The organism is Pseudomonas sp. R3-41 (assembly GCF_054161485.1).
Window position 1 is genome coordinate 5,122,873 of record NZ_CP096421.1, and the last position, 15,151, is coordinate 5,138,023.

The 15,151-nt window shown below is 58.2% G+C and carries 14 protein-coding genes; all 14 read right to left on the reverse strand.

Annotation, left to right across the window (positions count from 1 at the left end):
• Positions 1-85: 85 nt before the first annotated feature.
• The 14 genes from M1D99_RS21990 to M1D99_RS22055 all read right to left on the reverse strand — a co-directional run bounded on the left by M1D99_RS21990 (position 86) and on the right by M1D99_RS22055 (position 15,125).
• Positions 86-382 (reverse strand): hypothetical protein, encoded by a 297-nt coding sequence (locus M1D99_RS21990; RefSeq protein WP_063322407.1) that lies wholly within the window; start codon positions 380-382, stop codon positions 86-88.
• An 11-nt stretch (positions 383-393) separates the two neighbouring features.
• Complete coding sequence (fliS, locus tag M1D99_RS21995; protein ID WP_030141090.1) at positions 394-789, reverse strand: flagellar export chaperone FliS; 396 nt, start codon at positions 787-789, stop codon at positions 394-396.
• A 131-nt stretch (positions 790-920) separates the two neighbouring features.
• The gene (gene fliD / locus M1D99_RS22000; RefSeq protein ID WP_409556443.1) at positions 921-2,357 is read right to left on the reverse strand and encodes a flagellar filament capping protein FliD; all 1,437 of its coding nucleotides are present in this window, start codon (positions 2,355-2,357) and stop codon (positions 921-923) included.
• An 83-nt stretch (positions 2,358-2,440) separates the two neighbouring features.
• Positions 2,441-2,806, reverse strand: coding sequence for a flagellar protein FlaG (locus M1D99_RS22005; RefSeq protein ID WP_079305254.1), 366 nt, complete (start codon positions 2,804-2,806; stop codon positions 2,441-2,443).
• A 72-nt stretch (positions 2,807-2,878) separates the two neighbouring features.
• Complete coding sequence (locus tag M1D99_RS22010; protein ID WP_409556442.1) at positions 2,879-3,730, reverse strand: flagellin domain-containing protein; 852 nt, start codon at positions 3,728-3,730, stop codon at positions 2,879-2,881.
• Positions 3,731-3,984: 254 nt separating this feature from the next.
• The gene (locus tag M1D99_RS22015) at positions 3,985-4,254 is read right to left on the reverse strand and encodes a hypothetical protein (protein WP_434571673.1); all 270 of its coding nucleotides are present in this window, start codon (positions 4,252-4,254) and stop codon (positions 3,985-3,987) included.
• Positions 4,251-5,543: a motility associated factor glycosyltransferase family protein gene (locus tag M1D99_RS22020; RefSeq protein ID WP_458130772.1), complete on the reverse strand. Its 1,293-nt coding sequence runs from the start codon at positions 5,541-5,543 to the stop codon at positions 4,251-4,253. Before M1D99_RS22020 ends, M1D99_RS22015 begins: the two co-directional genes overlap by 4 nt.
• Positions 5,544-5,627: 84 nt before the next feature.
• A complete protein-coding gene (locus M1D99_RS22025) occupies positions 5,628-6,554 on the reverse strand; it encodes a ketoacyl-ACP synthase III (RefSeq protein ID WP_186704659.1) in 927 nt (308 codons plus the stop codon).
• A gap of 197 nt (positions 6,555-6,751) precedes the next feature.
• Positions 6,752-7,804: a pseudaminic acid synthase gene (gene pseI / locus M1D99_RS22030; protein ID WP_186728612.1), complete on the reverse strand. Its 1,053-nt coding sequence runs from the start codon at positions 7,802-7,804 to the stop codon at positions 6,752-6,754.
• The gene (gene pseG / locus M1D99_RS22035) at positions 7,797-9,302 is read right to left on the reverse strand and encodes a UDP-2,4-diacetamido-2,4,6-trideoxy-beta-L-altropyranose hydrolase (protein ID WP_458130773.1); all 1,506 of its coding nucleotides are present in this window, start codon (positions 9,300-9,302) and stop codon (positions 7,797-7,799) included. Before pseG ends, pseI begins: the two co-directional genes overlap by 8 nt.
• Positions 9,299-10,000, reverse strand: coding sequence for a pseudaminic acid cytidylyltransferase (gene pseF / locus M1D99_RS22040; protein ID WP_186728610.1), 702 nt, complete (start codon positions 9,998-10,000; stop codon positions 9,299-9,301). Before pseF ends, pseG begins: the two co-directional genes overlap by 4 nt.
• A 6-nt stretch (positions 10,001-10,006) precedes the next feature.
• Complete coding sequence (pseC, locus tag M1D99_RS22045; protein ID WP_434571680.1) at positions 10,007-11,167, reverse strand: UDP-4-amino-4,6-dideoxy-N-acetyl-beta-L-altrosamine transaminase; 1,161 nt, start codon at positions 11,165-11,167, stop codon at positions 10,007-10,009.
• The gene (gene pseB, locus M1D99_RS22050; protein ID WP_186704654.1) at positions 11,164-12,165 is read right to left on the reverse strand and encodes a UDP-N-acetylglucosamine 4,6-dehydratase (inverting); all 1,002 of its coding nucleotides are present in this window, start codon (positions 12,163-12,165) and stop codon (positions 11,164-11,166) included. The genes pseC and pseB overlap by 4 nt, the downstream gene beginning before the upstream one ends.
• Before the next feature lie 26 nt (positions 12,166-12,191).
• Positions 12,192-15,125 carry a TIGR00180 family glycosyltransferase gene (locus M1D99_RS22055; protein WP_434571682.1) on the reverse strand — a complete coding sequence of 978 codons (2,934 nt, stop codon included), beginning with the start codon at positions 15,123-15,125 and terminating at the stop codon, positions 12,192-12,194.
• Between the last annotated feature and the right edge of the window lie 26 nt (positions 15,126-15,151).

Here is a 15,151-nt window from a genome sequence, read left to right on the forward strand (position 1 = left end):
CTTAAATCTGTAAACAGTTACTAGTTAAGTCAAAAAACCGTGCACAGTCAAATTTATGGCGCAACGGATTCGGATTAACTGAGCATTAACCGAACAGATGGTAAACCTTTGCAGCGTTCTGTGCTTGATGGATCTGCTGCATCTCATCGACGATCGCCTGACGCTCTCCCGTCGCCGCCTCCAGCAATTGCCGATACACCCCCAGCAATTCCTCCAGATTGATTCGCAACGCCGCCTCGTCCACCTGAGGCTCACCCAAGACGTCTTCCATGCAGGAACGGCAGGCCAGGTCCAATTGACCGATGGCCTCCCAGTTACGCTCGGCCAAGGCATCGACCAAGGCGTCGCGGGTTTGTTCGATTCGCTGCAGGACAAGACTCATGAGAGCACTCCTTAGAATTGCGGACCAGCTGGCGCGATGCCGTCCCAGCCTTCCTTGACCGTGCGGAGCAGATCGGCGACTTCGTCGAGGATCTTCGGATCGGTCTTGGCGTTGGCTTCGGCCAGGCGTTTCATCATGTAGGTGTAGAGAGCGTCCAACTCGGCTACCGACTCGGCCTGGTTTTCCAGATCCAAGCCTTCACGCAGGCCGCCGACGATGCCGATGGCCTTGCTGATCAGTACGCCTTTGTTGGCGATGTCCTTGCGTTCCATCGCGCCCTTGGCCTGGGCGATACGGTCCAATCCACCTTCCATGAGCATCTGCACCAGACGATGGGGACTTGCTTCGGAGGTTTGCGCCTGGGCGCCAATCTTCTGGTATTGGCGAAGGGCTAACATCGGATTCATGTTCTACCTCATCAAAAACTTCGGTTCGTATAAACAGCGTATCGACGCTGCGTCAAAAAACTTTAGGTCGAAAAAGCCGAAAGCCCGGAACGTTGTCAAAACGTTGCCGGGCTTTTTGCATCAGTCGAAGATCAGCTGTTTTTCTGCTGTGCCGTCATCGCTTCGAACATGGAGGTGATGTTGCTGGCGGTGGCTTTCAGCCTGCCGACCAGGGTGTCCATGTCGTTGTACTTTTTGGTCAGTACGGCGGTGAGGGTTTCAACGCGACGATCCAGGGCCAACTGGTCCTCGCTCAGTTTCGCCTTGAGAATTTCAAGATTCTTGGAGCGCGCCGTCAGGATGTTATCGACGGTCTTCCCATTGGAGTCCTTCTTGCTGGTCTCCGTGTAGGGATTGAGTGCATTCTGCATGCGCTCGATCAGGCCGTTCTCGCCAGTGAACAGGGTCTGGATTTCGCCACCTAACTGTTTTTCGTTCACGGCTGTTGCGAACTTTGTACTGTCAAAATCCAGGGCGCCAGTCGTTTGGTTGGTCGTAATCCCCAACTGGGACAATACGGTCAGCTTATCGCCAGCACCGGTTTCGGACAAAGGCGCGCGAATGGCCGCCAAAAGCGAGCGAGGCAACGAGTCGCCGGTCAATGCTGCCGGAACCGAGTTACCCTCAGCGTCTGTCGATGGCCTGGTCAACGAAGTCACAGCCTTCGCGATGGCGTTATAGGCGTCGACAAATTTCTGGATCGAAGCTTTCAGGCCGTCGGTGTTAGCGGCAACAGTGACGGTTGTTGGGCCGGTATCCTCAACGAGCAACGTCATACTCAAGCCGGAGACCACGTTATCCAGCTTGTTGGTCGGGCTGGTCATTGCCAAGCCATCAACAGTAAAAATAGCGTCCTTGGCAAACCCCAGCGAACCCGAAGAAGTCGCGGTAGGTGATGAGGCCATGGCTACGGAGCCGTCAGCTGCGAGGCTGGCAATGCCGCTGAGGGAAATATCGTTGCCCGCACCGGTCTTAGTCGATCCCACCACAAGACGCGAACCGAAACTGTCGGTCACGATGTTGGCGGCCAGGCCACTGGAGGAGTATTTGCTATTGATAGCGTCCCGAACCGACTGCAGCGTTGAGTCAGCAGGGATATCAAGGGTGTAATCCGTGCCGCCCTGGCTGATAGTCAGCGTACCGGTCTCCACTGCGCTGGAAGCACCGCCTGCGAAAGCAGCCGTCGCAACTTTCGAAGAAGTTGCCAGTTGAGTGACGTTTACCGTGTAAATACCACTAACCGCCGAGTTGCCGGCCGTCACCGTCAATGCACTGGTGTTGGCCGAAGTCGCGGCGACCCCAGTAAATTGGGGCGTGGTCGTGCTGCCCAGACTTTTCAGCGCCGATTGAAAGGTATCCAGCAGCGACTTCAGGGTGCCGATCCCCGAAATATTGGCCGTATTGGTCTTGGTGGCGCGGTCAATCTGACCTTGCTTGGCTGCTTTGTCAGAATCCACCAATGCCTTGACGATAGCACCGGTATCAAGGCCAGAGCCTAAACCCAAGCCAGGTAGAATTGGACTTGCCATGTGGGACTCCCTTCAGTGTGTCGCCGGCCTTTTGACCTTTACAACCGCTCAAAATAACCAAACAACAAAATTCGTGCCAGCTATCAGGCTTGTGCGCTGAACAACAGGCTGCTTGCATCATTCAAACTGTTCGCCAGTTTAAGCACTTCTTCATTAGGGATCTGGCGAATCACTTCACCGGAACCACTGGCAATCACTTTGACAACTACTTTGCCTGAAGGCTCATCGATTGAGAACTCCAGGTTGCGCTTGACCGACTGAACGAAGGTTTCAATTTCCTGAACCGCCCTCTTCAGTTTCTCTTGCTCGGCCGCAGCGTCTTTTGGCTCATCCTTGACCGGTACCACGGTGGCAGCATCGGTTCGAGGCTTCTCCACTGGCTTGTCGGCAAATGTCGTCGCCGGCTTCGCAGCTGGATAAGACAAGTTCAGCTTCACGCTCATATCCATGTCCATCACCTCTTGAACGGAAAAAGCGAGAGAATACGCAAGCGCACTCCCCCGCTAAAACTCATCCGGCTATTACTGAAGCAGCTTCAGTACAGCGGATGGCAGTTGGTTGGCCTGGGCCAGAACCGAAGTGGAAGCCTGTTGCAGAGTCTGCTGCTTGGTCAGCTGGGCAGTTTCAGCAGCAAAGTCGGTGTCTTGTACACGACCCAGTGCAGCACTGGCGTTTTCATTGACGTTCTGCAGGTTGGAGATGGTGCTGGTCAGACGGTTTTGTGCGGCACCGAGGTCTGCACGGCTGGAGTTGATGGTTGCCAGAGCAGCATCGATTGCATCGATTGCCGCCGAGGTTTTGGCTTCTGAGTCAGTGCTATCGGAACCAACGATGCTGATGGTTGCCGAGTCAACACTCAAAGTTGCAGCGTCGAAGCCGCTGTCCAGGGTCAGAGTGATCTGGTTGGTAGCACCGGTGTTGGAGCCGACCTGGAAGGTCATGGTGCCAGCGGAACCGTCGATCAGGTTCTTGCCGTTCAGGTTGGTCGAATCAGCGATACGGGTCAGTTCGTCCGACATCTGAGCAAATTCTTTGTTCAGAGCGTCACGGTCAGCAGTACCGTTGGAGTCGTTTCGTGCCTGTACAGCCAGTTCACGCATACGCTGCAGAATGTTGGTGGATTCCTGCAGAGCGCCTTCAGCGGTCTGAGCGATGGAGATACCATCGTTGGCGTTCTTGATCGCAACAGTCTGACCGCGGATTTGCGAAGTCATACGGGTAGCGATCTGCAGGCCAGCGGCGTCGTCTTTGGCGCTGTTGATTTTCAGGCCGGACGACAGGCGGGTCATCGAAGTGGACAGAGCATCGGAAGCCTTGTTCAGGTTCTTCTGAACGTTCAACGATGTGACGTTAGTGTTTACTGTTAAAGCCATGACGAATTCCTCGTTGGTTGGGTACTGCGGCTTCCGGCCCTGGCAACCGCCGGGTGTGGCCTAGAGAACCTTCGTAATAGTTATCGTCGTAATCGGAACTTGCTTTAGCAGATTTTTCAAAAATTTTGCCATCAGGGTGCCACCCCTCGTAAATCAAGGACTTGGCTGCGATTCAAGGGTAGAAAAATGGCGTCAGGGAAACGCCGCTGGCGTCGTTGAAGGCAATACCCAGTGATGAACGTAGCCCAAGAGAGCTAGATAGCCTGACCAGCGGTCAACAGTTGGACCCATTCGTACTCAAGGTAATCGGCCAGGGAGATCCAGTTCTGCGCCTGCTGGTCATCGAACATCAAGGCAAGCAGCCCATTCCATGATGTGGTGACATCGCCTGGCATCCGTTCAACCAAGGGCTGAGTCGATTCAACCAGCGCGACCATCGCCAAACCCGCCTCAACGTCCCTGCCGAGACGAAACAGGCGCGCGCATTCACGGGCATCATTGATTGCCTCATCAAGCGTAGTCATTGCGCATACTCCGGATGGAAATCGGTGCCGACGATCATCGCCCCGTCCCGACTGCTGTTGAGGAACCGCACCTGGGGGTGCCCGGCAATAAAACGTTCCAGCTCACAGAGGTAGCTGCGGAAGTTGAGTTGGGTCTTGACTCGCCGGCCATACCCATCGAGCACCCAATGCCGGGACGCGCCCAGTTGCGGGCCCAAATCACCGTCGCCCCAACCTGCATGAGTCTTGTCATGGGGAAAGGCAAAATCGGCACCGAAGAGCGTGACCTGTACAGCGCCCATTTTCACCGCCAGGTCGACGGCCGGATGAATCACGCTGCCGCCTACATGGAGTTCGGCGCGGCGCAGCTGCGCCCGCATCTGACGGTAGACAGGGCTCGAGGAGTAGCCGGCATAACGCGCTCCCCGCCACGCTCCGATCACCAAGGGGTCGGCCATCGGCAGATAGACCAGGGCAATGCCGTCGGTGTCTTCAGGCGGAAGATGACGTGCCGAAATACGCTGGTCGATGCTGACCACGATATCCGGGGCAACGCCATGATCGATCAACGGTCGGTAAGCCGTATCGACACAAATCAACAATGGTCGCTCGGTTTGGTTGCTCAGGTGACGCAATTTCTCGAAGTGCCGCTCAAGACTGGGACCGGTGGCAATGACGAACGCCTCACGCCCGTCCAAGGAGCCGAACAGCTCGGAAACGTCACGATCTTCCTGCACAAGACTTAACGTCGATTGCAGGCGCTCGACAATCTCGGGGGACCGGGGGTCAAACGCCTGGTTGGTGAAGTCCAGATGAATTTCGCTGATCAACCGATCACGAATCTTGGCGTTGTAATCATCGGCCAGCACCAACTCGGCGGGGAGCGCAAAAAATGGCAATTGGATTTCCGCCAGATCGCCGGCATAGCGCAACACCACCCTCGGGTCGGCAAGCCAGGGCGATTGGTCCAGCACCTGCAGCACCAGGGCGAACACCGCGCCGTTGAGGATATGCACCGACAACCGCTCAAGCCCTGCCCGCTCCAGCAAACGATTCTGCAGATCGCCCAGCCCGGTGCCATAGACATGCACAATGGAGGCGTCCGGCGCCACGCTGGCGGCTTGCAGGTCGGCCTCGGCGAGGCGATCGTGGCGACTGGTCAGTTGGATACCGTTGACGCTCAGGGTCGACCCAAGCCCCTCCACCAGATCGGCTTGCAAGCCAGCAACATCCTCCATTGACAAGCGCTCGGCCACGGCCGGCCACCGCTGCTGGATAATCTGGAGATTGCGCTCAAAGAACTCGCTCATGGTGTCTCGCTTTCGCGTCAGGCAAAAAAATAGCGTTCAAGGTTACACCTTGGACGCTATTTTTTGTGCTCGGGTTTTATCGGCTCACGGGCGATAGATGATCGCCGAGCCCCATGACAGACCTACGCCGAAGCCACTCAACGCCACCCGTTTCCAGTCGGAATCGAGCACGTGCTTCTCCAACAGCAGCGGAATGCTCGACGACACCGTGTTTCCGGTCTCAACCATGTCCTTGATGAACTTCTCCGGCTCGCCTTCGAAACGCCGCGCCACGGCATCGACAATCGCCGCGCTGCCTTGGTGAATACAGAACGCATCGATATCGCTGGCCTGCAGGTCAGACTCGGCCAGCAGCTCATGCAAATGAGCCGGCACCTTGAGCAACGCGAAGTTGAACACCTGGCGACCGTTCATGAAGAACACACCATCGCTGACCTTCAGGTGCGGCGCACCGGAACCGTCAGTGCCAAACTTGGCCTTGCCCAGTTGCCACGGCGCATCCTCGCCCATCCACGTCGCCGTGGCGGCATCGCCGAACAGCATCGTGGTGTTGCGGTCTTCCGGATCGACGATCTTCGAGTATGGGTCGGCGGTCACCAACAGGCCATTCTTCAGGCCGGCGGCTTCCATGAAACCTTTGATGGCATAGATGCCGTAGACATAACCCGAGCAGCCCAGGGAAATATCGAACGCCGCCACGCTAGTGGGCAAACCGAGCTTGTCCTGGACGATGGCCGCGGTGTGGGGCAAGCCTTCTTCATCGCCGTTCTGGGTGACGACGATCAGTACATCGATGGATTCGCGCTTTAGATCGGGATTATTGGCAAACAGCGCATTGGCCGCTTCGACACACAGATCCGAGGTTTCCTGACTGTCATCCTTGCGTGGCAAGAAGGCGGAACCGATCTTGCCAAGGATGAACTCTTCATCCTTTTCAAACTTCGCACCTTGTGCGTAATTGTCCACGCCGGCTACAGGAACGTAGCTCGCAATGCTTTTTATGCCAATCATTACGGCTTCCCAATCAAAAACAGCCCAATACCACCGCTCGCAAGGAATCGAGGGGCGCCGACAAACGGGAAGTGTAAAGGGCTATCACTGGTCCTGATAAGGGCCAGGCGCCATCTTCCCGGTCAATACAATACAGTGAAGATGCGCGTTATGACTCGCAGGTCACGCTAAATTGCCGAATAAGCCCGATCAAAAAGCTATTCGACCAACGACCACGACAGCGCAGTGCCGCGCTTGATGGCCTGGCGGGCGCGATGGCCTATCAGGGAATCCAAATGTTTCGGCGCCAGTCCGAGGCCCGGGCGGATGGCCCGCACGTTCTGCGACGTAAACACTTCGCCGGCAGCCATGTCTTGCGTGACATACAGCGAACGGCGATAGACCAGCGACTTTTGCTCAGCCTCGGTCACGCCGTAGCGCACCTGCCCCATGGCCTGCCAGGCGCGCTCGGTTTCGACCACCAGCGCTGCCAGCTCTGCCGGTTCCAGGGAGAAACTGGCGTCCACGCCGCCGGCGGCACGGTCCAGAGTGAAGTGTTTTTCAATGACGGTCGCCCCCAGCGCCACCGCAGCCACGGACACCCCGACGCCCATGGAATGGTCCGACAACCCCACCTCGCAACCGAACAACTCCCGCAAATGGGGGATGGTGCGCACGTTGCTGTTGGCCGGTGTCGCCGGATAGGTGCTGGTGCACTTGAGCAATACCAGATCCTTGCAACCGGCCTCGCGGGCAGTACGCACGGTTTCGTCGAGTTCGGCAATGCTGGCCATGCCGGTGGAAATGATCAGCGGCTTGCCGGTAGCGGCGACCCGGCGAATCAGCGGCAAGTCGGTGTTTTCGAAACTGGCGATCTTGTAGGCCGGCACGTCCAGGCTTTCCAGGAAACCCACGGACGTCTCGTCGAACGGTGTGGAGAAGGCGAGCATGCCCAGCGCCTTGGCCCGGGCGAAAATCGGAGCGTGCCATTCCCACGGCGTATGGGCCTTTTGGTATAAATCATAGAGCGATGTTCCAGCCCAAAGGCTGTTGGGGTCCTTGATGAAGAACTCGCCTTCGCTCAGATCCAGCGTCATGGTATCGGCGGTGTAGGTCTGTAGCTTCAACGCATGAGCACCGGCCCGGGCGGCGGCTTCGACGATCTGCAAGGCCACCTCCAGGGATTGGTTATGGTTGCCGCTCATCTCGGCAATGATGAAAGGCGGCGCGTCAGCCCCGATGCTGCGCTGGCCGATCTTGAAACTACTCATGAACTTCATCCTTCAATACCCGGTTGAACACGCATGTGCCCCGACTGAAACCTGCCTGGCGGAACAGCGCCAGAGACGCTTGATTGCCGGACAGAACCTGAGCGGTAAAACTGCGCAGTTGCGGCCAGTGGGCGCTAGCAAACGCCTCACCATGGGCCAACAGTGCCCTGCCCCACCCCATGCCCAGGCGGTTCTCGAACAGATAAATCGATATCAGCGCTTCGCTGCCTTGCAAGTCATAACGCAGTGCGCCGACGGGACCATCGGACGCTTCGCCAATCAACAGCAAGCGCTGTGGATTGACCAGGCTGGCTTGCAGCCATTGGCAATGACGATCCCAGTCGATGACCGAATGATCCAGCGATACTCGGCGAACGGCCTCGGCATTACGCCCCTCGAAAAGCAGACGGGCGTCAGCTTGCGTGGCCGGACGAACCCGCAACAAGGCACCGGCCAGCGCGACGGCGACGCGTGAGACGCCCAAGCCATCGACCAGTCGCCGGGAGTGCTGTGCCAAGCTCTTGCGCAACCCCTGGTTATCCACGACGAATCCGATGGCCTGGCGCAACTGTTCAACCGTGACGTTCTCTCTAGGGCCAAGGTAAATATGGGCACCGAATGTCGCCATTACGTCACTGTTAGCCTGCTGATTGTTCGATACCGTGATACAGATCGTGGGCAATCCCACGGCTGCCCGCTCCCAACTGGTTCCGCCACCGGCACCAATGAACAGATCGGCCTCCAACATGAGCTGATGAAAATGACTGACGAAACTGTGCAATCGCCAGTGGGGCCGACTCGCCGCCATCCGTTCCATCCGAGCCCAAGCCGGGTTGTCCGCGCCCGCCACAAAATCCACTTCCAGCCCTGGGTAATCCGCCAGCGCCAGCATCGCCTGATGGGTCTGCATAGCCGCATCAAACCCGCCAAAGTTGACGATCACGCGCTTGACCTTGGGTTTTATGTCAATCGCCTCGCAACGGAATTCCTCGCGCAACAACGCGTAGCGCGGGCCCAGCAGCGTACGGCATTCCTCGGGAAGCAACCCTTCATACGCCGCTTGCGTGCCGGACAGGTTCTGATTGAGCAAGAGGTCTACGCTATAAGTCCGAGTCGCCAAGTCGTCCACCGCCATGATCCTTGGCGCAAAGCGCCGGGCAGCGGTCTGCCAATGATGATCCAGGCCATAATGGTCAACGATGATCCAGTCGAAACCGGGCCGGCCGGCCAAGGCTCGTTCCAACGCATCGATATCTGCTTGCCAGGGCAGCAACGACTCGATGGCCTGTTGCGGATCTTCCCCGGGATAAAAGTTGGGCAGGGCGAACGTCTCGAAGCCCTCGGCCTCCAGGGCATGCAGGCGATGCCCGGTGAGCAGCCGGCAGGCAAACGCGACGTGCGCACCCTGCTCGCGCAACACCCGCGCCAAAGTCAGACAACGGGCAATATGCCCGCTGCCTATGGTGGGCGAAGCGTCGGCGCGAATCAGCACTCTCATTGCAATTCACCGCCCGCTCTCAAAGCGGCGTAGAGATACTCGGCGCGCTTCCAATCTTCGGCTGTATCGATGTCTTGCACCAAATAACGAGGCAACACGACCGGCAGGCTTTTGGACGAAAACAATGCATCGCCACGCAACCAGGCGTCCCGCCGCCCCCAATAGAATTGGCCGGCATCCTGGAAAGCTTCGGCCAGGTCCTGGGAGCGGATATCGCGAAATTGCGGATACAGCGGCGTCAACGCGCCCTGATCGTCCAAGGTCAGTGCACGCTGTACGGGGAAGCCGAAAGTGCTCACGGAAAATGCGAACGATTTGTCGGGATGCCCGCGCAGCAAGTCAAAACCTTTACGCAGAAACCGAGCTTGCAGCAGGGGTGCCGTGGCATAGATGCAACAGGCGAATTCGAACGGTCGTTCACGCAGCTCATCCAGGGCATGAGCGATCACCGCCGCCGTCCCAGTGAAATCATCCGCCAACGCTGCCGGCCGCAAGAATGGCACTTGCGCACCGTGAGCCTTTGCCACTTCGGCAATTTCCTCATCATCGGTGCTGACGATCACTTCGTTGAACAACCCCGATTCCAGCGCCGTGCGAATCGAACGGGCAATCATCGGCACGCCATCGAACGGTTTCAGGTTTTTGCGAGGAATACGCTTGCTGCCGCCACGGGCGGGAATGATCGCGATTGCGCTCACGCGTCGTTACTCCTCGAGTAATCGTTGCAGTTGCCCAACCACATACTCTTGCTCCTCGTCGCTGAGGGAAGGAAACATCGGCAGACTGATGGCCTCGGCGTAATAACGCTCGGCCTGTGGATAATCACCCTGGGCAAATCCCAGATCGCAGTAATACGGCTGCAGGTGGACCGGTATGTAGTGCAGGTTCACGCCAATCCCTGCCGCACGCAAGCCTTCGAAGACCTGACGATGATCGAGGGATATCTCGTCGAGCCGCAAGCGTACTACATACAAATGCCAAGCCGATTCGGCCTCGGGTTGCAAACCGGGCAAGGTCAGTGGCAAACCATTCAGCAAGCGGTTATAGCGCGCCGCCAGTTCACGACGCCGGGCGATGAAACCTTCAAGCTTATTCAACTGGGAAAGCCCCAGGGCAGCTTGAAGATCCGTGATGCGGTAATTGAAACCCAACTCCACCTGCTGGTAGTACCAAGGCCCATGGCTAGGCTCGCTCATCTGTTCAGCGTCACGGGTCATCCCATGGCTGCGCAGACGTTGCAGGTGCTGCGCCAGCTCCGGGCGATTGGTCAGGACCATCCCGCCTTCGGCGCTGGTTATGATTTTCACCGGGTGGAAACTGAACACCGTCATATCCGCGAATTCGCCACACCCCACCGGCCTGCCGGCATAAGAGGCTCCCACCGCGTGAGAGGCGTCCTCGATGACCGTGAAACCGTAACGCTCGGACAAGCGGGCGATTTCACGCATGTCACAGCTTTGCCCGGAGAACGCTACCGCCACCAACACCTTGGGCAGGGTCCCGTTACGCTCGGCCTTTTCAAGCTTTGCGGCCATGGCAACGGCGTCCAGATTCCAGGTCAGCGGATCGATATCGACGAAATCCACCTGCGCGCCACAATATCGGCCGCAGTTGGCCGAGGCCAGGAAGGTGTTGGGTGTGGTCCACAAGCGATCCCCCGGCCCAAGCCCCGCCGCCAGGCAAGCAATGTGCAGCGCGGCGGTCGCGTTGCACACCGCCACGGCATGGCCGGCCTGGCAGCGGCGGGCCATGGCCTGTTCAAAGCGCTCGATCGCAGGCCCTTGCGTCAGCCAATCGGACTGCAACACGGCCATCACGGCATCGATGTCCGCCTGATCGAGGCTTTGCCGACCGTAAGGAATCATACCGACAGCCGGGCGTGCAAATCTGCGATCTGCTCCACCGACAGAAAGTGCGGATTGGTGTCGGAGCGATACTCGAAATCCTCCGCGACGGGCCTGCCGCGTTCACCCAGGTTATCCACAGCGAAATCCACGTCCACGCTGGTGAAGCGAATCGATGGCTGGATCGTGTAATGATCGGCGAACTCGATGGTCATGCGCGCATCGTCCAGCGGCACCATCAACTCATGAAGCTTTTCACCAGGCCGAATGCCGACGTTCTTATGAGGCAAATGACCCGCCATGCCCGACGCCAGGTCGACGATGCGAATCGACGGGATCTTCGGCACGAACACCTCGCCGCCATGCATGCGGGCGAAACTGTCGAGCACAAATTGCACGCCGTGATCGAGGGTGATCCAGAAGCGAGTCATGCGCTCATCGGTAATCGGTAATTCGGTGGCACCCTCAGCAATAAGCTTGCTGAAGAACGGCACCACCGAGCCCCGGGAGCCCGCAACGTTGCCATAGCGCACCACGGCGAAGCGGGTCTGCTGTTCGCCCGCGATATTGTTGGCGGCGACGAACAGTTTGTCCGACAGCAACTTGGTCGCGCCGTACAGATTGATCGGGCTGGCCGCTTTGTCAGTGGACAACGCAACGACCTTTTTCACGCCGTTGTCGATGGCCGCTGCGATGATGTTTTCGGCGCCATTGACGTTGGTACGAATACATTCGGTGGGATTGTATTCCGCCGCCGGCACCTGCTTGAGGGCCGCGGCATGCACCACGTAATCGATGCCACGCATGGCCTGGCGCAGGCGATCGGCATCGCGCACGTCTCCCAGGAAATAACGCATGCACGGGGCGTTGAAGGTCTGTTGCATCTCATACTGCTTGAGTTCGTCGCGGGAAAACACCACCACGCGCTTGGGCTGGTATTGCTCCAGCAACCGGCGGATGAAGTTGCGCCCGAACGAGCCGGTGCCGCCTGAGATGAAAATCGATTTACCGTTGAACATACCCTGATTCCTTTTGCCTGGCAGGCTTATGCGAGCAACCGCGCCCAATCGACAGCCGTGGCGGCGCCCAACGCAAAACCGGTGCCGGTCAAGGCCAGGTTCGGGTTCCGGGCCGCGTCATGGTCGAAGCGCGCCTGCCACTTGTTGCGCAAGGCGTCGGCCGCCTCCGGCGCATCGGGGAACGTACCGGCGTGCAGCATCTGGGCCTGGGGTGTCCAGACCGTGATATAACCCGCGTCGGCGGTTTTCAGGCAAAGGTCGACATCGGCAAAGGCCTCGGCGAATTGATCCTCGTCCAGGCCGCCAACGGCTTCGAACAAGTCTTTGCGGATCATCAGGCAAACGCCGGACACCGCCGAGTAGTTCTGCTCCACTTGGTGGCCGTTGAGGTAGCCCTTGGCGTCCTTGCGTTCGCCCACAAATACCGAGTTCACCTGGCCGTCGGGAGCGAGCACCAGGCCAGCCTGGGTCGTGATACCGCGTATGTCCATTTGTTTGCTGCCGACGATCCCCACTTCAGGCCGCTGTGCCTGATTGAGCAGACTGTCGAGCCAGTTGGCGTTGACCACCTGTACCTGGGACGATAGTAGGATCAGGTACTCCCCTTTGGCCTGGGCACTCGCCCAGTTATTCAGGGCCGAGACGCTGAGGCGTCGGTCGCTGCGCAGGATGCGGATCCGATCGCCCTTCCCTTCAAGACTGTCGAGCCACTGGGCCAACGCTTCGGACTGGCTATGATTGTCCGCGATCAGAATTTCATGGCGATGGTAGCGCGTGCGCTGCAGCACGCTGACCAGCGCCTGCTGTACTTGTTCAAAGTTGTCCCGACTTTCGAGAATGATCGATACCAGGGGCCGCTCGGCGTGCTGGTAATCGATCTGGTACGTCAGCGGCTGTGCCGAGGTGACTTGGGCGCGATATCCTCGGGCAGCCAGATGACGTGTCAGGACCTGACGCTCCTGAGGATTCTCTTCCTCTGCCGGAGCATTGCAGATCAACAACGGCTCGGCCAGGTGTGCCAGGCCGCCCAACCCTGCGTCTTCAATCAGGCGCAACAACAGATCCAGTTCCAGGGCCTGAGTGTATTCAGCGGTAAAGCCGCGAGCCTGGGCCAGTACATCACGGCGAATCAGCCAGTGACGCGCCATCAACGAGGGCACCGATTGCAGCAGATCGAGGTTGACACCCGGACGGAACACGTCGGTGAGGCTGCCGTCAGCCTTGCGCTGGATTTCATCCATGGCCACGGCGCGCACACCTTCGGCACCGATCAATTCTAGGCTGGCGCGTAGCAGGCCGTTTTGGGTGAACTGGTCACCGGCCTCGACCAGCACCATCCAGTCGGCGGTGGACTGTTCAATGACCTGGTTGATGCGCTCGACATAATTAGTCGTGCTGACTTTAACGAAGTGCACGGTGTCATGTACCGAGGTGGTCGCCGGCAGGTCACCCGTGGTGAACACCACGACATTGAATGCTTTGCAATGGCTATTGACCAGGCTGTCGAAGGTGGCCTGCAACTTGAACATGTCTGCTTCCAGATCCAGCAACAGGACGCCAAACCGCGGCCCGCCCTGATGCTCGGCCAGATGGGCAGCGATGGACTTGAGTTGCTGTTCATCAGGGTTACGCGCTTCAAGCCAGTTCAACAAGCGACCGGAGTGCATGTTTTCCAGTAACCGGCGGCCCTGCTGTCCCGGCACCGAGTCCAGGCGATCGGCCCAAGCCTGCAATTTCACGGCTTCCTCGGGCTCGTCGCTGTTCTTCAACGATTCGGCCAAGCGCTTGACCACGGTACGGTTGAACGCATACAGGCCCTGGGCCTCCCACAAACGACTGCGTATCGTGCGCTCGTTGTCATTGGGTTGCACGCGCATCAGTTCGTGTTGGCGCAGCAGAATACCTTCCAATTGCTGAAGTTGCAGGCGCCCGGCCGGCATGGCGTGCAACAGAAATTCAAACTGGGTCAGGAGATTGAATACTCGCAGGTTGTAAAAAGGCATCTCGACAAATTGTTGCGGGCCAAACGAACGCACTGGCTCACTACCGGCCTGCGGCCAGGCCGAGCGAATGATCTGTGTACCCTTGAGTGAACGCCCTTGCTGCAGGCAGTCAGCCATGGCCGCGAAACTGTCCAGAGCAATCTGCTTGGCACGTCCGTGCGCTTGCTCGCGCAACGGCGTTGGAAGGGATGCCAGGAACTCGGCGAATTGCTCGCGCTCGGCAACGCTTTTGGCGTCCTTGTAGCTAAGCACGGTCAACACATTGGTGTTGTGCTCGGAACCGCCGTAATTGGCCTCGCGAACGGCAAATGGAATCGGCAGGATCCGTGCCTTGGCGCAGGCCAGCAGATAAAAGGTGTGGCCGATCTCCTGCCATTCGAAACTGGTGCCCCGCGGCAACAGGCCATACCACTGTTGCAGCAGATCAGTTCGGGTCACGGCATAAAATGGCGGCAGGAACTGGTCCATGAAGCGAATGACCCGGTCTTCGGCCAGCTCGCTGTTGTAATCCTCATGCACCTTTCGATCGCGACGGAAGTAATTCACTTCGGTCGCACACGACAGATACATGATCCCGTAGCCATGGCACAGGCCATAGTCGGGGTTGGCTTCGAGAAACTCCACCGATTCGGTCAACGCATCGTGCAGCAAGAAATCATCATCGGCGGCAAACACCATGTACGGTGTCGTGACCTGGTTGACGCCATACACCAGTTTGTCCTGCAGTCCCTTGTAGGTGAACTGAGGCAAGTGTCGATAATCGACCGAGGGAAAATCCCGGGCGATCTGCTCATCGCGCTCAACCGACGAATCAAGCACCAGTACCGAACACGGATAGCTGCTGTAGTAATGCAATGTACGCCGCAGGAATGCGCTGCGGTTGTGGGAGATCACCACCACGGTGAACCGCTCGTTCAGCGGTGCCACGTTGTTTTGAATATTGTTTCGAACCTGCATATTTCCTGTCCCCACAACCTGCCAGA